The organism is Nonomuraea sp. NPDC050227 (genome assembly GCF_044459705.1).
In the GTDB taxonomy this organism is placed as follows: domain Bacteria; phylum Actinomycetota; class Actinomycetes; order Streptosporangiales; family Streptosporangiaceae; genus Nonomuraea.
Genome location: NZ_JBITJF010000003.1, coordinates 213,363 through 233,129 on the forward strand (window position 1 = coordinate 213,363; position 19,767 = coordinate 233,129).

Genomic DNA, 19,767 nt, shown 5'->3' on the forward strand with positions numbered 1-19,767 from the left:
TTGCCCCATGTCCGAAACGCCGTCACGGGTGGAGCTGCACCCGCTCACCCTCTCCGACCAGGACGAGTTCTGCTCGCTCGTCCGGGCCAGCGCCGAACTGCACCGGCCGTGGATGCAACTGCCCTCGACCGCCGAGGAGTTCCGGACCTGGATGCGCCGCTTCGACGACGGCCTCAACCTGGGCTTCCTGATCCGCGTCCGGGAGAGCGGCGCCGCGGCGGGCACGGTCAACATCAACTCGATCATCCGGGGCCGCTACCAGGGGGCGTCCCTCGGCTATGCGGCCTTCGCCCCGTCCGCCGGGCGCGGCTACATGACCGACGGGCTCACCCTCGCCCTGCGGCACGCGTTCGGCGACCTGCGGCTCCACCGCCTGGAGGCCAACATCCAGCCGGCGAACAAGGCGTCCCTGGCCCTGGCCCGGCGGCTGGGCTTCCGTTACGAGGGGCTTTCGCCCGACTACCTCTACATCGACGGCGCCTGGCGCGACCACGAACGCTGGTCCGTCACCGCGCCGAGCCCCTGGCAGCCCGATCCCTCCCTGCCGGAGGTCTGATCGTCTCAAGGAGGCGTCAGGGCGACGGCACCACCCGCGTGGCCGTCACGAGGTCGTGCAGGGCGGCCCGGTCGCGGCGGGTCAGCACCAGCACGACCGAGGCCCCGGCCAGGGCGTACGCCGCGACCAGAAGGGGCATGGCGACGGCCGACTCCGGCTCGCGGACCAGCCGGGAGACCGCCATGTGGGCGCACTGCCACGGAAGCAGCTTCACCAGCGCGCGCGCCACGATCCGCGCCACGCCGGGCCGCCCCCCACCGGCCAGGGCCACGACGAGGCCCGCCCGCCGCTTGCCCCAGGTGGCCTGCCGCCGCCCCGCCTCCCCCATGACCAGGTACGCCCCGACGGGCAGCACGCTCAGCGCGGTGATCAGCAGGTCGGTGCCCAGGACGCCGAGCCCGCCGAACCCCGCTCCCGCGCGGCTCAGCGGGACGAACACCGCGGCCAGCGCCGTCAGCCAGGCGGCGATCACGAGATAGTCCCAGCCGGCCGCCACCAGCCTTGGACGTAACGCCGCCCGGCCGCCGCGCGTCCGCTCCCGCTCGTTCAGCAACGCGTCGCCTCCATGACCCGCACACACAAGGGAGCCTGATCTTCGCACGGCGGCGACCAGGCGAAGGACGAGGGGGCACCCCTCAAACCTATGCCGACCAACACAGGCTCTATCGTTCAACATCGACACTGCCGACGGGCACAGGCCCGCGGGAAGGAGATGGTCAGTGGTGACGATGACGACCGCAGGCAGGGTACGCGGGACCGACGAGCACGGCATCGCCGTCTTCAGGGGCATTCCGTTCGCGAAGAGCCCCTTCGGATCGCTCAGGATGGCCGCGCCGGCGCCCGCCGACCCCTGGGACGGCACCCGTGACGCCACCGGTTTCGGCCCCCGGCCGCCGCAGCAGGCGGTGGTGCCCGGGATGCCGGCGTGGAGCTCCACCGGCGGGCTCGACTGCCTCACCGTCAACGTGTGGTCGCCCGACCCCGGCGGGTCTGGCCTGCCGGTGATGGTGTGGATCTACGGCGGCGCGTACGTCACCGGCTCGTCCGACCTGCCGGAGTTCGACGGGCGGACGCTGGCGGGCGAGGGCGTGGTCGTGGTCTCGTTCAACTACCGGATCGGCATGGAGGGCTTCGGCCAGATCGACGGCGCGCCGCCGAACCGGGGGCTGCTCGACCAGGTCGCGGCGTTGCGCTGGGTCCAGGAGAACATCGCCGCGTTCGGCGGCGACCCGGGAAACGTCACGATCTTCGGCGAGTCGGCCGGCGCGGGCTCGGTCGCCTGCCTGCTGACGATGCCCTCGGCGGCCGGCCTGTTCCGGCGCGCGATCGCGCAGAGCGTGCCCGGCCTGTTCCTCACCCCCGAGCGGGCCGCCCGCGTCACCGCGGCCGTCGTCGAGCGGCTGGGCGGCGCGGCGCCGTCCGAGAGCGCGCCGGAGGAGCTGCTCGCGGCGGGGAGCGCGGTGGCCGCCGAGGACTTCACGGCCTTCCCCGGACGATGGGGACGGCTGGCGTTCGCGTCGGTGCCGTTCATGCCGGTCGTGGACGGCGAGATCCTGCCCTCGCCGCCGTGGCCGGCCCTGGCCGGGGGCGCCGCCCGGGACGTCAACCTGATCGTGGGCTTCACCAGGGACGAGTTCGACCTCTTCCTGTCGATGGACCCGCGGCCGGAGGCCGATCTGCCCGCCCGGCTCGACGCGGCCCTCGCGGCGCTCGCCCCGCCCGGCGCGGACGCGGCCTACCGCGCCGCCCTCCCCGGGGCGTCCGCGCGGCGGTTGTACGGCACGCTCATGTCCGACTGGCTGTTCAGGATGCCGAGCGCGCTGCTGGCCGACGCGCACCGCGGGCGGACCTTCGCCTACGAGCTGGCCTGGTCGCCCACCCCGCTCGGCGCCTGCCACGGCCTGGACGTGCCGCTGACCTTCGGCACCCTGGACACGCCGCTGGCCGCGATGCTGACCGGCGGCGTCCCGGAGGCCGAGGCGCTCTCGCGGCAGTTCCGCACCGCCTGGACCCGGTTCGCGGCCACGGGCGACCCCGGCTGGCCCGGCCACGAACCGGAGAAGGCCGTCACCCACGTCTTCGACGTGCGCTCCTCGGACGTGGCCGACCCCGAGGCGTCGTCCAGGGCGCTCTGGTCCGCCGCCGGCATCGCCGTCATCGACTGAACGACGCCGCGCGGGCCGGGTCAGCCGGAGACGTACGTGATGGAGCCGGTCCAGCGGTTGGCCGCGTCCCGGTAGACCTGGAACAGGCCGGTGTCGAAGTACGGGGAGATGCCGGTGTCGTACCGCCCGTCGGCGTCGGTGTCGGCGACGCTGATCGTCAGGCCGGTCAGGTAGCCGGCGCGGGTCCCGGCGTCGTACCCGGTCACCCACGCCGCCCCGGGCGAGGCCGTGAACGGCGAGTCCACGCCGACGGGCCGGTCCGCGCGCAGGCCGGAGGGCTCGACCGCGAACGTCGGCCCGGTCGAGCGTTCGAGGCTCCGGCCCGTGTACGGGCCGGAGCCGTCGGGGTGCGGCCCGGAGGGGTGGCCGAAGACGTCGGCCGCGGGCGGGAGCGGCTGGTTGGCCGCGATCCCGAGGCCGCCGACGTTGTCGCCGAGGCGGCCGACGGTGGTCAGCGTGTCCGGGGCGGACAGGACGACGCCGCTGTAGACGGTGGCGAAGGCGTAGTCGCGGTCGAAGTCGTGCAGGTCCTCGAAGTCGTAGTGGGTGATGCCCTGCTTGCCGACGTACAGGCCGTAGGGGGTGGCGCCGTCGGAGTAGGCGGGGACGAAGACCCACTTGCCGAGCGCGCCCATCGGGGCCTCGACGTCGAACACGCAGTGGCCCGCGGTGGCCACCAGGTTGCGGTAGGCCGACTGCACCGAGGTGCCGGTGCACCAGTGAGGCAGCCCGTCGCCGCCGATGAAGAACACCTTGCCGGACGTCACGACCTCGTCGCCGGGCGGCGGGCTCTCGGCCCCGATCGGCGGGGTGCTGACCGCGGGCCCGTCCGGGACGACGCCGGTGGACAGGCGCTCGCCCCCCGTCGCCGCGGCCAGCACGGTGTACGGCGTGGCGGCCCGCAGGTTGGCGGCGGCGTCGGCGAGCCAGAACCCGGCCACCTCCCTGGCCTTGTCCACGACGGTGGCCAGCGGGACCGTCGCGACGGTGGCCGCCCGCGCGGCCCCGGCCACGACGACGGGGGTCAGCAGGCTCAGCGCGGCGGCTGACGCGATCATTGCACGCCTCAAGGACATCTCTCCGTCCGGTGGGGCCGGCCGGACGGCCCGGCCGGCGAACACCAAGATCGTAAGCACGGCCGGCGACGGAAGCCCACACGTTTTGGATCACATGTTCGAAACGGTGGGGCGAGCGGAAACACGCGTGGCCCACCACCCGGAGGTGATGGGCCACGCCGGAGGGAAGCCGCGCGGGTCAGGACCGCTTGCGGCCCACCGCGCACAGGTGGTAGTCGCCGTCGATCGGGGACGGGTCGGTGTCGGGGTCGGGACGCCACTCGCGGGTGTTGACGATGCCCGGCTCCAGGAGGTCGAAGCCGTCCAGCATGGAGGCGAACACCGACCGCCGGCGGGCCGTGAACGGCGAGGTCGCGTTGCGGTAGACGGCGCTGACGTCGTCGGCCTTGCTGGGCATGGTGTCGGGGGCGACGTGCGTCAGCACGATGTGGCTGCCCGCGGGCAGCAGGTCGCGGTAACGGTGGACGACGCCCACCGGGTCCTCGGCGTCGGTGACGAAGTGCAGCAGCGAGACCACCAGCAGCGCGATCGGCCGGGAGAAGTCCAGCACCTCCGCCGCCCGCTCCATGACGGCCTCCGGCCGCCGCAGGTCGCCCTCCTGGACGGTGACGTCGGGCGAGTGGCCGAGCAGGGCGCGGGAGTGGGTGAGCACGACCGAGTCGTTGTCCACGTAGACGATCTTCGCGCCCTCGATCACCTCGTGCACGTGGCCCGCGGTCGGCAGCCCCGACCCGATGTCGAGGAACTGGTCGACGCCCGCCTGCCGCAGGTGGCGCACGGCGCGCTGGAGGAAGGCCCGGCTGTTGCGGGCGTCGCCCCTGATCTCGGGGATGATCGACAGCACCTTCTCCGCGGCGGCCCGGTCGGACGCGAAGTTGTCCTTCCCGCCGAGGTAGTAGTCGTACATCCGCGCCACGTTGGGCACCGCGGCGCTGACGCCCGGCGGGACTCGGTCACTCATCATGTGCCAAACCTAGACGATCTAGGGCTGACGTTGGGATGATCTCTGCCATGTTAGGTCTCGACCCCGCGACGGGGATCAGCAGGACCAACCTCTGGGCATGCATGGGGCTCGGGCTCCTCGGCACGGCGGTCATCACGTTCCTGCCGGCCGCCCAGCCGTACCTGCTCACCGACGCGCTGGGGCTGTCCGGCGACGACCTGGGCCGCACGACCGGCTACCTCCAGGTCGCCGCGGAGGTGGCGCTCATCCTGAGCCTGGCCTGGTACGGCGCGCTCGCCGACCGGATCGGCCGGCGGCCGGTCGCCGTGGCGGGGCTGCTGCTGTGCGCCCTGGGCGCGGCGCTCTACCCGTTCGCGGGCAACGTCGCCGTCCTGGTCGCCCTGCGGGTCGTGTTCGCCCTCGGGATCGCCGCCCTGAACGTCACCATGTCCGCGATCACCGCCGACTACGTGCGCGACCGCGCGCGCGGCAAGGCCTACGGCTGGCTCGGCCTGTTCAGCGGCATCGGCGCGGTGATCGCGGTGCTGGTGCTGGTACGCCTGCCGAACATGCTGGAGGGCGGCGGCATGGCCCCGGCCACGGCGGCCAAGGTGGGCTTCCTGGTGGTCGCCGGGCTGGTGCTGCTGGGCGCGCTGGCCCTGCGCGGCACGCTGGCCCCCGGCCTGGCCACGTCCGTCGAGCCGCCCGCCGGGCACTCGGCCGGGCAGCAGGCCGGGCTGGGCCGGCTGGTCGTCGAGGGCGTGCGGCTGGCCCGCGACCCCGGCGTGGCGCTGTCGTACGCGGCGTCCTTCGTGGCCAGGGCCGACCTGGCGCTGGTGGCGAGCTTCCTGTCGTTGTGGATCGTGGACTACGCCAAGGCCGTGCGCGGCATGTCCGCCACCGAGGCCCTGGCCAAGAGCGGCGCGATCGTGGGCATCGCGTACATGGTGATCGTGGTGGGCGCGCCGCTGTTCGGCTGGCTCGGCGACCGGATGCGGCGGCAGGACGTGGTGATCCTGGCCCAGGCGCTGGCCGGGGCCGCGTACCTGTCGACGCTGCTGGTCAGCGACCCGCTCGGGCCGGGGATGATGCTGGTGGCGGCGGCCGTCGGGCTGGGCGAGATCGGCGTCATCACCACGGCGGGCCCGCTGCTGGCCCAGCAGGTGCCGGCCCGCTACCGGGGCTCCAGCTTCGGCGTCCAGACGCTCTGCGGCGCGATCGGCATCTTCGTCATCTCCGGCGTCGGCGGCTGGCTCTACGACCTGTGGCGGCCCGCGGCCCCCTTCGCGCTGGCGGGCGCGTGCGGCCTGCTGGTCGCCCTGTTCGGCCTGGCCGTGCGCGGCCGGGTGACCCCCGTCCCCGAGGCGGAACCCAGCCGTACGGCCTGACCGGAGGACGGCGACCCCGCCCGCCCCGGCCTGGCGGCGGGCGGGGGTCGCTCACCCAGGGGGCCGGCTCGGCAGGGGTGTGCTCAGCATGACGTCGTTCAGCAGCCGGCAGCGCTCCTTGTTCAGGTTGCGGGCGTACAGACAGTCCATGCGCTCACCACGATCCGCCTTGCACGCAGGCACATCCTGACGGCCGTCGTCCAGGCACCCCAGAAATGCTTGCTCGATCGCAAAGCAGGCGGACGCCCCGTGACCGCTGACGGCGCACCTGAGGTAGTCGTGCGCGACCAGCCCGCAGGTGAGGTCGTCCGACGCGCCCTTGCGCCGGCCGCACGCCGAGTGCAGATCGATCACGCGCCCGCAGTTGAAGCGCCCGATCTGGTCGACGCGGCCCTTCCGGCAGTCCTCGAACACCTCGGACGCGCGGGCGCAGTCCGCGCCCGCGACGTTCGACTCGCACTCGGCGTAGCGCTGCGGCGGGCGGTCGGCGAGTTGCCACCGCCCGTGGAGGACGGCCGCCATGACGGCGAACCCCAGCACGACCAGCCCGAGGATCACATGTCGACGCCGCATTCAGTCCACCGGCTTGAGCCAGGACGCGAACGCGCCGTCCGAGACCGTGACGTACACGGCTATCCCCTTGCCTGAACGGGCCCTGGAGGCGAAATGATGACCAACGCCCATTTAGACCGAGCCGATGCGTTCATGGAAGGTGATCAATCGGGAAATCGCGGCTGCCCGTTCCACGGGGACGGCTCCAACGCCATCAGCGCTGATCAAGGCCCACGACCGGACGCAGGGTGACGCAGATCACTCTCCAGCGCGACGTCGGCACACGACGGGGCGCCTCCGTACCCGGAGGCACCCCGCCTCTCATGGGGTCAGGCGACCAGCCGGCGGTCGGCCGCCCGGACCGTCTCCCGGACGACGCGGCAGATGCCGGCGATGTGCCCGGCGTCCACCGTGGGACCGGTCGGCAGGGACAGGACGCGGGCGGCCAGGCCCTCGGCGCGGGGCAGGGGCAGCGGGAAGTGCCTGCCCGGGTCCGACCGGTACGGCTCGACCTGGTGGCAGATCGGGGAGAAGTAGCGGCGCGCGTGCACGTTCTCCACGAGCAGCGCCTCCAGCACCGCGTCCCGCGACACGCCGGCGACGGCCTCGTCCACCTCGATGACGAGGTACTGGAAGTTGGCCCGTTCGCCGGGCGCCTGGCCGCGCACCACGACGCCCGGCAGCCCGGCGAGCAGTTCCTCGTAGACCCGCTGGTTGCGCCGGTTGGCCTCGACGATCGTGTCGATGGCCTCCAGCGAGGTCAGCCCCATGGCCGCGTGGAACTCGCTCATCCGGGCCACCGTGCCGGCCCCGGAGATCTGCCCGGCCGCGTCGATGCCCTGGTTGCGCAGCTCCCTGACCCGCGCGGCCAGGTCGTCGTCGTCGGTGACGATCGCGCCGCCCTCGACGCTGTTGACGAACTTGGTGGCGTGGAAGCTGAAGATCTCGGCGTCCCCGGACGTGCCGATCGGCCTGCCCCGGTAGGTGCAGCCGAGCGCGTGCGCCGCGTCGAACAGCAGGACGAGCCCGTGCGCGCGGGCCAGGCGCTCCAGGGCGTCCACGTCGCACGGGTAGCCGAAGACGTGCACGCCGAGGATGCCCCGGGTGCGCGGGCCGATCAGGCGCTCGACGTGGTCGGGGTCGGCGTTGCCGGTGATCTCGTCGGAGTCGCAGAAGACCGGGACGATGCCGATCCACTCCAGCGCGTGGGCGGTGGCCACCCACGTGAAGGAGGGGACGATCACCTCGTCGCCCGGCCGCAGCCCGGCGGCCCTGGCCGCGATCTGGATGCCGGTGGTGGCGTTGCAGGTCGCCACGGCGTGCCGGGCGCCGGTCAGGTCGGCCAGCCGCGCCTCGAACTCGCGCACCAGCGGGCCGTTGTTGGTCAGCCAGAGCCGGTCGAGCACGCCGCCGAGCCGTTCCAGCAGGCGCGCCCGCTCCCCCGCGTTCGGCCGCCCGACGACGAGGGGTTCACCGGAGGCCATCGCCGGCCTCCTCGCGCACGCCGACGAACAGCCCGGGGCTGTTGGGCCGGCCGTCGGCCAGCTTGAACGCGGGCCGGAACTCGGCCCGGCAGCCCGCCTTGGCGAACGCCTCCAGGTACTGGTCGCAGGTGAACAGGCTGGAGTACAGGACCTCGGAGAACTCCTTGAAACCCGAGGCGTCGGCGACCCTGAACCGCACCTCCAGCCGGCTCTTGCCGCCCTCCCTGCGCGAGTGCGTCATGCGGGAGATGACCAGCCCCTCCTCCACCAGCGTGTGGCCGCCGACGTGCCCGTCGAGGAAGTTCTCCGGGAAGTACCAGGGCTCGACGACGAGGACGCCGCCGGGCGCCAGGTGGGCCGCCATCCGGCCGACGGCCTCCACCAGCTCGTCGTAGGAGCCCAGCTCGCCGACGGCGTTGCCCATGCAGGTCACGGCGTCGAAGGTGCGTCCGAGGTCGAAGGTGCGCATGTCGCCGGCGTGCAGCGGCACGCCGGGCAGCCGCCGTCCGGCGACCTCCCGCATGTCGGGCGACAGCTCGACCCCCTCGACGTGGTCGAAGAGCTTGGCGAAGGTCTCCAGGTGCGCGCCGGTGCCGCAGGCGACGTCGAGCAGCGAGGCCGCGTGCGGCGACCGCTCCCTGATGATCCGGTCGAGCTCCCGGGCCTCGCCCTCGAAGCTCTTGCCGCGGCTGCGGAAGACGCGGTCGTAGTACTCGGCGTGGTCGGATCCGTATTCCATGCAGATCTCCTTCAGGCCACCGCCGGGACGGGCTCGGCCGTCACGACCCTCGGCTGCGGGATGGGGATGATGAACTTGCCGCCGCGGCGCAGGAAGTCCTGCTCCTTGGAGATGATCTCGTCGGCGTAGTTCCAGGCGAGCAGCAGGTAGTAGTCGGGCTGCTGGTCGCGGGCCTGCTCGGGCGAGCGGCAGGGGATGCGGGTGCCGGGCAGCAGCCGGCCGTGCTTGAGACTGGTGGTGTCGCTGCAGAAGCGCACCTCGGCCGGGCCGAGCTCGCAGAACTGCAGCAGGGTGGTGCCCTTGGACGGCGCGCCGTACCCGGCGACGGTCAGGCCGCGCCCGGCCAGGTCGCGCACGAGGTCGCCGATCTGCTTGATCACCTGGTGGGCGCGCTCGGCGAAGGCCAGGTAGGCCTCGTCGGAGTCGAGGCCGCTCTGCCGCTCCAGCGACAGCAGCCGGTTCACGGAGGGGCGGGCAGGGTGGGCCGAGCCCTCCCTGGCGGCGAAGACGACGATCGAGCCGCCGTGCACGGCCGCCCGCTCGACGTCCACGATGCGCAGGCCGTGCCGCGCGAACAGGTGGCTCAGCGTGGTGACCGAGTAGTACGACAGGTGCTCGTGGTAGATCGTGTCGAACTGGTTCTCCTCCAGCAGGTCCAGCAGGTACGGGACCTCGATCGCGACCAGCCCGTCGGGGGCCAGCACGGCGGTGGCGCCGTCCAGCACGTTGTGCACGTCGTCGATGTGGGCGAAGCACTGGCGGCCGAGCACCAGTTTGGCCTCGCCCTGCTCGGCGTGGATGCGGCGGCCCTGGTCGGCGCCGAAGAACTCGGGCAGCGTGCGCACGCCGCGGGCGTTGGCGATCTCGGCCAGGTTCTCGGCCGGGTCCACGCCGACGACCCGCTGCCCCTGCTCCTGGAAGAGCGCGAGCTGCAGGCCGACGTTGCTGCCCAGCTCGACGACCAGCTCGCCGGGCGCGAGCCCGGCCCGGCGGGTGCACCAGCCGACGATGCGCCGCATGTGGCCGGTCATCTGGTCGGACTCGGAGGTGACGTACACATAGTGCCGGAACAGCACGTCGGGCCTGATCACGTGCCGGATGGCCATCAGCCGGCAGTTGCGGCACACGATGACGTCCACGGGGTAGGCGGGCTCCTCGGCCGGGAGGTCGGCGGGGTCGAGGAAGCCGTTGGCCAGCGGCACGGACCCGAAGGAGGTGACCTCCAGCCAGTCGTCGCGCCCGCAGACCCGGCACGTGTCAAGACGTCGGACAATGTCCTGCATGGCTTCTCCTCATGATCTTCAGTGGGCGGCCACGGCGAGCTCGCGGTGCTTGAGCGGTTCCCACCAGGACCGGTTGTCCCGGTACCAGGCGACGGTCGCGGCCAGCCCGGTCTCGAAGTCGACCGACGGCGCGTAGCCCAGCTCCCGCTCGATCTTGGAGATGTCGAGGGAGTAGCGCAGGTCGTGCCCCGGCCGGTCGGGAACGTGCTCGACCATGTCCCAGCCCGCGCCGCACGCCTCCAGCAGGCGGGCGGTCAGCTCCAGGTTGCTCAGCTCGCTGCCGCCGCCGATGTGGTAGACCTCGCCGGCCCGGCCGCGGTCGAGGACCATCCGGATGGCCCGGCAGTGGTCGGAGACGTGCAGCCAGTCGCGCCGGTTGCCGCCGTCGCCGTACAGGGGCACCCGGCGGCCTTCGAGCAGGTTGGTGACGAACAGCGGGATGACCTTCTCGGGGAACTGGTAGTGGCCGTAGTTGTTGGTGCAGCGGGTGATCACGACGTCCAGGCCGAGCGTGCGGTGGAAGGCCAGCGCGAGCAGGTCCGAGCCGGCCTTGGAGGCCGCGTACGGCACGTTCGGCGCGAGCGGCGTCTCCTCGGTCCACGAGCCCTCGGCGATGGAGCCGTACACCTCGTCGGTGGAGACGTGCACGAAGCGGCCGACGCCGTGCCGCAGGGCCGCCTCCAGCAGGGTCTGGGTGCCCAGCACGTTGGAGCGCACGAAGCCGGTCGCGCTGACGATCGACCGGTCGACGTGCGTCTCGGCGGCGAAGTGCACGATCGCGTCCTGCCCGGCCACCACCTCGTCGGCCACGAGCGGGTCGGCGGTGTCGCCCTGCACGAAGCGCAGCCCCGGGTGGCCGGCCACCGGGTCGAGGTTCTCCAGGTTGCCGGAATAGGTGAGCTTGTCCAGGACGGTGACCCGCGTGCCCGGCGAGTCGCGCAACGTGGCTCTGACGAACTCCGAGCCGATGAAACCGGCGCCGCCGGTGACCAGGATCCGCAACTGTCCGCCTCCTGTCTGAGGGGTCGACGGCTACCGGGCGGCGGCGGTCAGCCGCTCCAGCTCCGCGACGATGTCGGTCGGGCTCGGCGTGGCCAGCCAGTCCTCGTGGATGGCGGCCGCGCCCTTGGTGAACGAGGGGTCCTTCAGCACGCGCAGCAGCTCGTCGCGGATCTCGGCCGCGGACTGCGTCTGGTGGTTGATCCGCACGCCGGCGCCGCGCGTGGTGACGTACCGGGAGGTTCGGGTCGAGGTGAGCTGTTTCTGGCACTGGAGCTGCCAGTCGATGCCGCCCTCGACGGGGGTGCCGACGAGCCGGTTGTGCTCGTCGGTGTCGCAGACGACCTGCGGGACGTTCATGGCCGAGGCGGCCGCGAAGGTGCCGATCGAGCCGTGGTGGATGATCGCCGAGCAGGTCGGCAGGAGCTGGTCGAGCGGCACGTAGTCGAACACGCGCACGTTGGCGGGCAGCGGGCGGTCCAGGTCGAGCAGCTGGTTGGCGTCCAGGGTGGCGACGACCTCGGCGTCCAGGCCGTCCACGGCCTCCATCAGCTTGGCGGTGCGCCCCCAGTCGCCCTTGAAGAACGTGCGCATCGACACGCCCAGCGAGATCGCCACCCGCGGCCGCTCCGGCGGTCGGCGCAGCCACTCGGGCACGACGCTCGCCCCGGTGTAGGGGACGTACCGGACGGGCAGGCGGCGCACGCCGGGGGTGGGCAGGCTCATCCCGGGCGGGAACGGGTCCACCGTCCAGTCGCCGAGCAGCAGGTTGTCGTCGACGGTCACGCCGTACCTGTCGGCCAGCGGGCCGATCACCCCGGTCATGGGGTTCCGCTCGCCGCTGCCGGCGAACTTGTCCGCGGCCCAGGCGGTGTAGTCGGGGGCCAGCAGCGTACGGGCGTGGGCGGCGCCGCAGACCCGGGCCGCCACCGCGCCGCACGGGAACCACGGATCCCACAGGACGAGGTCGGGCCGCCACTCGCGGGCGAACTCGACGACGGCCCGCACGTCCTGGCGGGGCTCCGGCGGATGGTAGTTGCGCATGGTCAGCAGCGCGAAGTGGTAGAAGACATCCCAGGGCGGGCGTTCCGCCTCGGTGATGCCGAGCGCGGCGACCAGGCGCTCCGACTCCTCGATCGTCGGGATCAGGCCGGCGAACCCGGGGTAGCCGCGGTCGTGCACCGACAGCGGCTCGGGCGCGCCGCAGGAGACCGCGGTCAGCCCGGCCGCGTTCACCGACCGGTGGAAGTCGGGCACCGAGACCCCGGTGTCGACGCCCGGCGGGGCCGCCACCACCACCTGGTGCCCGGCCGCCTGCAACGCCCAGGCGTAGGGCACGATCGGCAGGAAGTGCGCCGTCGCGGGGAAGACGGTGAACATCACGCGCATGGCGATCACTCCAGAGGCGAGTCGGGGGCGGCCAGGCCGGCGCGCAGGATCTCGCCGAAGTCGGCCACCATCGTCACGATCGTGCTCTCGGTGAACAGGTTGCTGTTGTAGGCGAAGTTGCCGAAGATCTCGCCGGAGGGGGCGATGTCGAAGGTGAGCAGCGCGCCGTCGGGGATGTCGGTGCCGTTGGGCTGGTCCAGCAGGCGTTCGCGGACCTCGGCGATCTCCAGGTCGCCGACGCGCTCGCCGTCCAGGCCGGTGGCGAACTGCCAGACCTGCAGCGCGCACAGCGCCTTGCTCTCCAGCGCGGCGTCGGCCATCAGCTCGGGCGCCTCGGCCACGATCTGCAGGAACGGGATCTCGTTGGCGTAGGAGTCCATGCAGGTGCGGCGGGAGCGCTCGACGACCTGCCGGAAGGTGGCGCAGCCGTCGAGGCCGGTGCGCAGCGGCAGGAAGTTGAAGAACGGCCCCACGGTCTCCTGGAACTCCGGCTGCCCGCGTCCGGAGCTGATCACCGGGACGACCAGGTCGGTGGCCCCGGTGATCCGGCTGAGCAGCACGTTGTAGGCGGCCAGCAGCACCATGAACGGCGAGCTGCGCATCGTCCTGGCGTAGCTGATCACCCGGGCGGAGACGTCCTTGGGCAGCGAGAACCGGTGGACCGGGCAGAGCTTGGCCAGCCCGGCCGACCTGGCGTGGTCGGTGGGGACGGCCAGCATGCGCGCCCCGCGCAGCCGCTCGGCCCAGAAGTCGCGGGCGGCCTGGGTCTCGGCGCTGCCGGCCTGCTCCTGCTGCCGTCCGGCGTACTCGTGGTAGGGCCGGGGCTCGGGCAGCGGCGGCACGGCGTGGCCGCGGCGCTCGGCGTAGCGGGTGACGATGTCGCGGATGAGCAGTTGCATGGACCAGCCGTCGCCCGCGGTGTGGTGCACGATCAGCGCCAGCACCGCGTCCTCGTCGTCGAACCGGCCGAGGATGGCGCGCAGGTGCGGCAGCTCCTGGAGGCTGTAGGAGCCGGCCTCGACCTCGGTCAGCAGCTCCTCGGCCCGCAGCGCGCGCTCCTCGGGGGCGGCGGCCGGCAGGTCGACCACGAGCAGCCGGGCCGGCGCGGACGGCTGCCGCACCTGGTACGCCTCCCCCTCCCCACGGGTGATCGTCATGTTGAGCGCGTCGTGCCGGTCGGCGACGTCGTCCATGGCGAGCTGGAGGGTGTCGACGTCGATGCGGCCGCGCAGGCGCCAGCCGACGACGATGTTGTAGCGGGCGCTGAAGGGCCCCTGGGCGTCGCCCTGGTCGAACAGGCGCAGGAAGTGCTGGGTGTAGGACAGGGGGTACCGGATCGCCGGCGGGGAAATGGTCATGCTGCCGCCTCCGTGCGGGCATCGCGTCGGCCGCTGCGCTGGAGCTCCACGGCCCGGTAGAGGGCGCTGATGTTGCCGCTGCCGAAGCTGCGGGCGCCCAGTCGCTCGATGAGTTCGAAGAAGAAGGTGTCGCGGGGGTGGGTGGAGCGGGCGAAGATCTGGTAGAGCTGCCCGTCGTGGTCCTCGTCGACGAGGATGTCGAGCCGGGCCAGGTCCTCCAGCGGGTACTTCACCGGCCGGACCCGTTCGGCGAGCAGGCTGTAGTAGACGTCGGGGGCGGTCAGGAACTCCACCCCGCGGGCCGCGGTGCCCTCCACCGCGGTCACGATGTCGGCGGCGGCCAGCGCCAGGTGCTGCACGCCCGCGCCGCCGTGGTCGCGCAGGAACTCGTCGATGTGGCCGGGCGTCCTGGTCACGTCCGGCTCGATCAGGGTGAACGTCACCTCGCCGCGGCCGCGGCTGCGCACGACCTTGGTGGTCATGGCCTGCGAGCCGACGGCGATGCGCTCGGCGAAGGTGAGGTCGAAGCCGAGGACCCGCCGGTACCACTCGACGGTGGCGTCGAGCTCCCCGGCCGGGACGCACACGGCCAGGTGGTCCACCTCCCGCAGCCCGAGGGCCGAATCGGCCGGCCGCGGCGCGGTGTCGCGGAAGCCGGGCAGCGCGCGCTCCCGCGCCCCGGCCGGGCGCTGCACGAACGTGTGCAGCACGTCGCCGAAGCCGTGGACGGCGGCCGTGACGAAGCCGTCGCGCCCGGCGGGGGCCGAGACCGGACGGGCGCCGCGCCGCACCGCCTCGTGGTAGGCGGCCGCGGCGTCGGGCACGCCCAGCGCGATGTCGGACACGCCGTCGCCGTGCCGGTCGAGGTAGCCGGCGCCGGGGTGGTCGGCGGTCAGCGGCTGGGTGAGCACGAACCTGATCCGGTTCGCGCCCAGGGCCGCCGCGCGGGCCCGGCCGTCCTGGGCCGTGGCGTAGGCCGCCAGGCCCAGGGAGCCGGTCAGCCGGGCGGTCTCGCCGTCCAGGTCGCCGACGTAGAAGCCGATGTGGTCCAGGCGCAGGTCGTCGAAGATCGTCGTGGTGGTCATGGGCTATCCGGCGTCCGTCCGGGCGGCGAGACCGCGCGGGCGCAGGTCCGTCCAGTGGGCGGTGACGTACTCGGTGCAGGCGTCGCGGACGGCGGGGCCGAAGGCGACCTCCCATCCCGCGGGCACGTCGGCGAAGGCGGGCCACAGGCAGTGCCGGCCCTCGTGGTTCACCAGCACGCGGAAGGCCGCGTCCCGGTCGTCGAATGGGTTGCTCATCTCGTCCCTCTCACTGGGTGCGCGCGCCGGCCTCTAGCCATTCGTCCAGGCCGGCCACGGTCGCCGCGTCGAACAGGTCGCCGATGGACAGGTTCACGCCGAGCGCCGCGCGGATCCGGCTGACCAGCCGCATCGCCAGCAGCGACTGGACGTCCAGGTCGAAGATGCTGTCGTCCACGCCGACCCGCTCGACGCCGAACACCTCGGCGAACACCGTGCACAGGACCTCCTGGCGGGGGTTCTGCGGCGCGCGGTAGGCCGAGCCGGGCTCGGTGTCGGGGTCGGGCAGGGCCGCGCGGTCCACTTTGCCGTTGGCGGTCAGGGGCAGCGCGTCCAGCACGACGAACGCGGTGGGCACCATGTAGTCCGGCAGCGACGTGCGCACGTGGGCGCGCAGCGCGGCGGGGTCGGGGGCCTCGGCGGCCGGCACGACGTAGGCGACCAGGCGTTTGTCGCCCTGCCGCGACTGCCCGGCCACGACGGCGACGTGCGCCAGCCCGGGATAGCCGGCCAGCACGGCCTCCACCTCGGCCAGCTCCACCCGGAAGCCGAGGATCTTGACCTGGTCGCCGGCCCGCCCGATGAACTCGATCTGCCCGTCGTCGTTGCGCCGGACCAGGTCGCCGGTGCGGTACATGCGCTCGCCGGGCCCGCCGAACGGGTCGGCGACGAAGCGCTCGGCGGTCAGGTCGGGACGGCCGTAGTAGCCCCGGGCCACTCCCCTGCCCGCGATGTACAGCTCGCCCTCCAGGTCGCCGGGGACCGGGCTGAGGCGGTCGTCGAGCACGTAGAGCCGCACGTCCCGCATCGGGCCGCCGACCGGCACGGTGGTGCCCAGCTCGGTGCCGGCGGTCAGGGGCGCGTGGGTGGAGAACAGGGTCACCTCGGTCGCGCCGTACATGGCCCGCACAGTCGTCCCCGGGCAGGCGGCCAGCACCTGGCGGACGGCGGCGGGCACGATCACGTCGCCGCCGGTGAGCACCTCGCGGACGCCGGCCAGGCAGTCCGCCCCCTCCTCGGCCACGACGCGGAACAGTCCGGCGGTCAGGTGCAGCCCGGTGATCCGCTCCTCGCGGATCAGCCGGCGCAGGGTGTCGAGGTCCGGCTCGCCGGGCGGCGCCACGACGATCGTGCCGCCGTGCAGCAGCGGCACCCACAGCTCGTACGTCGAGACGTTGAAGGCGTACGGCGCGACCATCAGGACGCGCTCGTGGGCGCCGGTGTCCCAGCAGGGGTCGAGGGCCAGGCCCAGCACGTCCCAGTGGGTGACCGCGACGCCCTTGGGGTGCCCGGTCGAGCCCGAGGTGTAGATGACGTAGGCCAGGTCGTCCGGGCCGGCGGCGACGTCCGGCGCCGTGGCCGGTTGCGCCGCGGTGGCGGGGTCGTCGTCGGCCAGCAGCGTCGCGGGGGCCGACGGCAGGCCCGCGGCGGCCTTGGCGCGGTCGGCGACCAGGACGGGCGTCCCGGAGGAGTCGACGATCCACTGCCGGCGGTCGGCCGGGTAGGCGCTGTGGACGGGCAGGTAGCAGCCGCCCGTCTTGAGGATCGCGAGGAGCGTGACGACCAGCTCGGCCGAGCGCTCCATCAGCACCGCGACCGGCGTCTCGGGGCCGGCGCCGAGCCCGCGCAGGCGGTGGGCGAGGCGGTTGGCCCGCTCGTCGAGCTCCCGGTAGGTCAGCCGCACCGGGCCCGCCGACACCGCGACCGCGTCGGGCGTGCGCCTGGCCTGCTCGGCGACGTGTCCGTGCACAGTTGTAGGCGACATCAACGGGTTCCTCAGTCGTCGTGGAAGATGGCGTGGATGCCGGAGACGCCCGAGAGCATCGTGGCGAAGTCGATCTTGCGGGGGCGGAGCTTGCTGGGGTCGAGGGTCTTCTGCGCCCTGTCCCAGTACTCCTCCTTGTGCTTGGTGCGGTCGTAGAAGAAGCGCACGAAGTCCAGCAGGGAGTTCAGGAACTCGCGGTAGTCCTTCTCGTAGCGCGCCAGCACGGCCTCCTCCGAGGCCGGGTCGGCGAGGATCTCGTCCACCGCGCCGGCCAGCCCGTGGGCGCCGCGCAGCGCCAGGCCGACGCCGGTGGACAGCAGCGGGTCGATGAAGGCCGCCGCGTCGCCCACCAGGGCCCAGCCGGGCCCGTGGAAGCGGGTGCAGGTGTAGGACCAGTCGCGGATGCTGCGGAAGCCGCTGACCCGGGTGGCGCCCTCGGTCAGGGCCCGCACCTCCTCGGCGGCGGCCAGCTCCGAGGCGTACAGGTCCTCCAGGCTCTTGCCGGACTTCTTGTACTCCTCGATGGGGGTGACGTAGCCGACGCTCACCGTGCCGTCGTGCAGGGGGATGAACCAGAACCAGCCCGCGGGGCGGTTCTCGGTGACGGTGTCGCCGAAGCGCGTGCCGCCGTAGCGCTTGCAGCCCTGCCAGTACGACCAGACCGCGATGTTGCGCAGGTCGTCGTGGTACTCGATGAGGTCGAAGCGGCGGGCCAGCAGGTGCTGCTGCCCGGTGGCGTCGATCAGCAGGCGGCAGCGGGCGGTGCGCTGCTCGGCGTCGCCCTTCACCGTGTACGTGACGCCGGTGACGCGGTCGCCGTCGAACACCAGGTCCTTGACCGTGGCCTCCTCGAACACCGTCGCGCCCAGCTCCCTGGCCCTGGCCAGTAGGAGGGAGTCGAAGTCGGCGCGGCGCACCTGGTAGGCGTACTCGTAGTTGGACGCCTCGGCGAAGCGGAAGTCCCAGGTGCCCTGGTTCCTGCCCCACAACAGGGTGCCGCCGTACTTCTTGACGAACCCCATCTGGTCGAGCCGCTCCTTCAGTCCCAGCTCCTCCAGCGTGGGCATGGACCCCGTGATCAGCGACTCGCCGATGTGGTAGCGCGGGAACTTCTCCCGCTCCAGCACCAGAACCCGGTGCCCGCGCTGGGCCAGCAAACCCGCCGTACCCGAGCCGCCAGGGCCTCCGCCGATCACGACAACGTCGAACTCGTCATGAGTGTTGATCACCGTGCTCCTCCGTTTCGCCGCTCTGCGACTCGCAGTCAGGGTCACATTCACGTCGCGGGGCCCACATCCTTTGAATTGCTGTCTGAGCTCCCGAAACACCGCATTTCACAAGATGTGCGGCAGGGTGGCCGCGTTCATCATGAGGCGAATGAGAACGGTCATCAGCGTCTGGATCGCCGAGCATCCCCTGCCGGACTACCTGGGCCCGATCAGGAGGATGGCCGCCGACTTCGAGGCCGCGCACCCGGACCTCCGGATCGAGATCACCGGGCACGGCTTCCGCGAGCTGCCCGCCGAGGTGGCCCGCGCGGCCGGCCGGGGCGAGCCGCCGGACCTGGCGGAGTACTACGCCACGGCCACCCGGCTCGCGCTGGACACCCGGGCGCGTTCCGGCGCGCCGCTGTTCACGCCGATCGAGCGCGCCGTCGGGGGACGCTCGGAGATCCTCGGCGAGCCGGTCGTGCTCGCCGACCTCGAACCGGCCGTCCGCGGCCACTACACCTACCGCGGCGAGCTCGTCGCCGCGCCCGCGACGGCGACCACGGCGGTGCTGCTCACCAACGCCACCCTGCTCCGCGCGGCCGGGATCGACGCGCCGCCGCGCACCTGGGAGGAGCTGGAGCGCGCCTGCGCCGCCGTGCGGGCGCTGCCCGGCGGCCCGCCGCACGGCGTCTCCTGGGCCAACCACGGCTGGCTGTTCCAGCAGGCCGTCGCCGGGCAGGGCGGCCTGCTGGCCGACCACGACAACGGCCGCGCCGGCCGCGCCGGACGGGTGGACCTGGCCTCCAAGGAGCTGCTGGCCTACGCCGCCTGGTGGCGGCGCCTGCACGCCGAGGGCCACTACCTGCGCGCGGGCGAGCCCGGTGACTGGGGTCCGGCGCTGGGGGCGTTCCTGGGGCAGCGGGTGGCGTTCACGATCGCGTCCTCGGTGGTGGCCGGCATGATCGCCGAGCGCGGACGGGAGTCCGGGTTCGAGGTGACGGCGAGCCCGCTGCCGCACAACGAGAGCCTGCCGCGCGCCGGGCACCTGGTCTCCGGCCAGGCGCTCTGGCTGACCGACGGGCTGCCGCCGGAGCGGCGGGACGGCGCGCTGGCGTTCGTCCAGCACCTGCTCAGCGCGGGCAACGCGGCGCGGTGGCACCGGGAGGCCGGTTTCCTGCCGGTCACCGGGGCCGCGGCCGGCCTGCTGGAGCAGGAGGGCTGGTTCGACCGGCACCCGGTGCACCGGGCCGCGACCGCCCAGCTGCGCGCGGCCGACGGCTCCCCCGCCGCGCTGGGCGCGGTGCTCGGGGACTTCGCCGGGATCCAGGACCTGATGACGCAGGCCATGGCCCGGGTGCTGGACGGCGCCGACCCCGACGACTGCTTCGCCGACGCGTCCCAGCGGGCTCAGAGCCTGCTCGACGCCTACAACGCCGACTGCCTGGACGGGCGCACCCCGCGCCGCCTGTCGGTGGGCTGAACCACCGCCGCCTTCCGGGCGGCGGCACCGCTCCCACGGCATCCGCCCGTGAAGTGAGCACTTCAGAAGAAGACCGTG

18 protein-coding genes are annotated in these 19,767 nt (G+C 73.0%); 4 read left to right on the forward strand and 14 right to left on the reverse strand.

Annotated elements, in window-relative coordinates:
* Window positions 1–7: 7 nt before the first annotated feature.
* On the forward strand, window positions 8–556 hold the full coding sequence (locus ACIBK9_RS13385) for a GNAT family N-acetyltransferase (RefSeq protein WP_397157907.1): 549 nt from the start codon (window positions 8–10) through the stop codon (window positions 554–556).
* 16 nt (window positions 557–572) lie between these two features.
* On the opposite strand, the gene ACIBK9_RS13390 is transcribed toward ACIBK9_RS13385, so the two are convergent.
* Window positions 573–1,109: an RDD family protein gene (locus ACIBK9_RS13390; RefSeq protein WP_397157909.1), complete on the reverse strand. Its 537-nt coding sequence runs from the start codon at window positions 1,107–1,109 to the stop codon at window positions 573–575.
* Between the two features lie 175 nt (window positions 1,110–1,284).
* Here ACIBK9_RS13390 and ACIBK9_RS13395 point away from each other — a divergent pair, with 175 nt between their 5' ends.
* A complete protein-coding gene (locus ACIBK9_RS13395; protein WP_397158972.1) occupies window positions 1,285–2,721 on the forward strand; it encodes a carboxylesterase/lipase family protein in 1,437 nt (478 codons plus the stop codon).
* Between the two features lie 20 nt (window positions 2,722–2,741).
* Here the strand turns inward: ACIBK9_RS13395 and ACIBK9_RS13400 are convergent, their stop codons facing one another.
* Window positions 2,742–3,779: a trypsin-like serine peptidase gene (locus ACIBK9_RS13400; RefSeq protein WP_397157911.1), complete on the reverse strand. Its 1,038-nt coding sequence runs from the start codon at window positions 3,777–3,779 to the stop codon at window positions 2,742–2,744.
* A gap of 196 nt (window positions 3,780–3,975) precedes the next feature.
* Window positions 3,976–4,761, reverse strand: a complete 786-nt coding sequence (locus tag ACIBK9_RS13405) for an SAM-dependent methyltransferase (RefSeq protein WP_397157913.1) — start codon at window positions 4,759–4,761, stop codon at window positions 3,976–3,978.
* A 47-nt stretch (window positions 4,762–4,808) separates the two neighbouring features.
* Here ACIBK9_RS13405 and ACIBK9_RS13410 point away from each other — a divergent pair, with 47 nt between their 5' ends.
* Complete coding sequence (locus tag ACIBK9_RS13410; protein ID WP_397157914.1) at window positions 4,809–6,128, forward strand: MFS transporter; 1,320 nt, start codon at window positions 4,809–4,811, stop codon at window positions 6,126–6,128.
* Between the two features lie 51 nt (window positions 6,129–6,179).
* Here ACIBK9_RS13410 and ACIBK9_RS13415 read toward each other — a convergent pair whose 3' ends face one another.
* The 11 genes from ACIBK9_RS13415 to ACIBK9_RS13465 all read right to left on the reverse strand — a co-directional run bounded on the left by ACIBK9_RS13415 (window position 6,180) and on the right by ACIBK9_RS13465 (window position 18,227).
* Window positions 6,180–6,701: a hypothetical protein gene (locus tag ACIBK9_RS13415; RefSeq protein ID WP_397157915.1), complete on the reverse strand. Its 522-nt coding sequence runs from the start codon at window positions 6,699–6,701 to the stop codon at window positions 6,180–6,182.
* 308 nt (window positions 6,702–7,009) lie between these two features.
* On the reverse strand, window positions 7,010–8,164 hold the full coding sequence (locus ACIBK9_RS13420; RefSeq protein WP_397157916.1) for an aminotransferase class I/II-fold pyridoxal phosphate-dependent enzyme: 1,155 nt from the start codon (window positions 8,162–8,164) through the stop codon (window positions 7,010–7,012).
* Complete coding sequence (locus tag ACIBK9_RS13425; RefSeq protein ID WP_397157918.1) at window positions 8,151–8,903, reverse strand: class I SAM-dependent methyltransferase; 753 nt, start codon at window positions 8,901–8,903, stop codon at window positions 8,151–8,153. The genes ACIBK9_RS13420 and ACIBK9_RS13425 overlap by 14 nt, the downstream gene beginning before the upstream one ends.
* A gap of 11 nt (window positions 8,904–8,914) precedes the next feature.
* Window positions 8,915–10,186 carry a class I SAM-dependent methyltransferase gene (locus tag ACIBK9_RS13430; protein ID WP_358295601.1) on the reverse strand — a complete coding sequence of 424 codons (1,272 nt, stop codon included), beginning with the start codon at window positions 10,184–10,186 and terminating at the stop codon, window positions 8,915–8,917.
* Between the two features lie 18 nt (window positions 10,187–10,204).
* Entirely contained in the window at window positions 10,205–11,188 is a 984-nt protein-coding gene (gene rfbB / locus ACIBK9_RS13435; RefSeq protein ID WP_352327799.1) for a dTDP-glucose 4,6-dehydratase, read from the reverse strand.
* A 30-nt stretch (window positions 11,189–11,218) separates the two neighbouring features.
* Window positions 11,219–12,574, reverse strand: a complete 1,356-nt coding sequence (locus ACIBK9_RS13440; RefSeq protein ID WP_387673392.1) for a nucleotide disphospho-sugar-binding domain-containing protein — start codon at window positions 12,572–12,574, stop codon at window positions 11,219–11,221.
* 5 nt (window positions 12,575–12,579) lie between these two features.
* The gene (locus tag ACIBK9_RS13445; RefSeq protein ID WP_358295596.1) at window positions 12,580–13,932 is read right to left on the reverse strand and encodes a condensation domain-containing protein; all 1,353 of its coding nucleotides are present in this window, start codon (window positions 13,930–13,932) and stop codon (window positions 12,580–12,582) included.
* Window positions 13,929–15,017 (reverse strand): 4-hydroxyphenylpyruvate dioxygenase, encoded by a 1,089-nt coding sequence (gene hppD, locus ACIBK9_RS13450; RefSeq protein ID WP_397157921.1) that lies wholly within the window; start codon window positions 15,015–15,017, stop codon window positions 13,929–13,931. Before hppD ends, ACIBK9_RS13445 begins: the two co-directional genes overlap by 4 nt.
* 3 nt (window positions 15,018–15,020) lie before the next feature.
* Window positions 15,021–15,233 (reverse strand): MbtH family protein, encoded by a 213-nt coding sequence (locus ACIBK9_RS13455; RefSeq protein ID WP_352359912.1) that lies wholly within the window; start codon window positions 15,231–15,233, stop codon window positions 15,021–15,023.
* 10 nt (window positions 15,234–15,243) lie between these two features.
* Entirely contained in the window at window positions 15,244–16,998 is a 1,755-nt protein-coding gene (locus ACIBK9_RS13460; RefSeq protein ID WP_397157923.1) for an amino acid adenylation domain-containing protein, read from the reverse strand.
* A gap of 11 nt (window positions 16,999–17,009) precedes the next feature.
* Entirely contained in the window at window positions 17,010–18,227 is a 1,218-nt protein-coding gene (locus ACIBK9_RS13465) for an NAD(P)/FAD-dependent oxidoreductase (RefSeq protein ID WP_397157925.1), read from the reverse strand.
* Window positions 18,228–18,375: 148 nt separating this feature from the next.
* Between ACIBK9_RS13465 and ACIBK9_RS13470 the strand changes: the two genes are divergently transcribed.
* Window positions 18,376–19,689: an extracellular solute-binding protein gene (locus ACIBK9_RS13470; RefSeq protein WP_397157927.1), complete on the forward strand. Its 1,314-nt coding sequence runs from the start codon at window positions 18,376–18,378 to the stop codon at window positions 19,687–19,689.
* The last annotated feature ends 78 nt before the right edge of the window (window positions 19,690–19,767 follow it).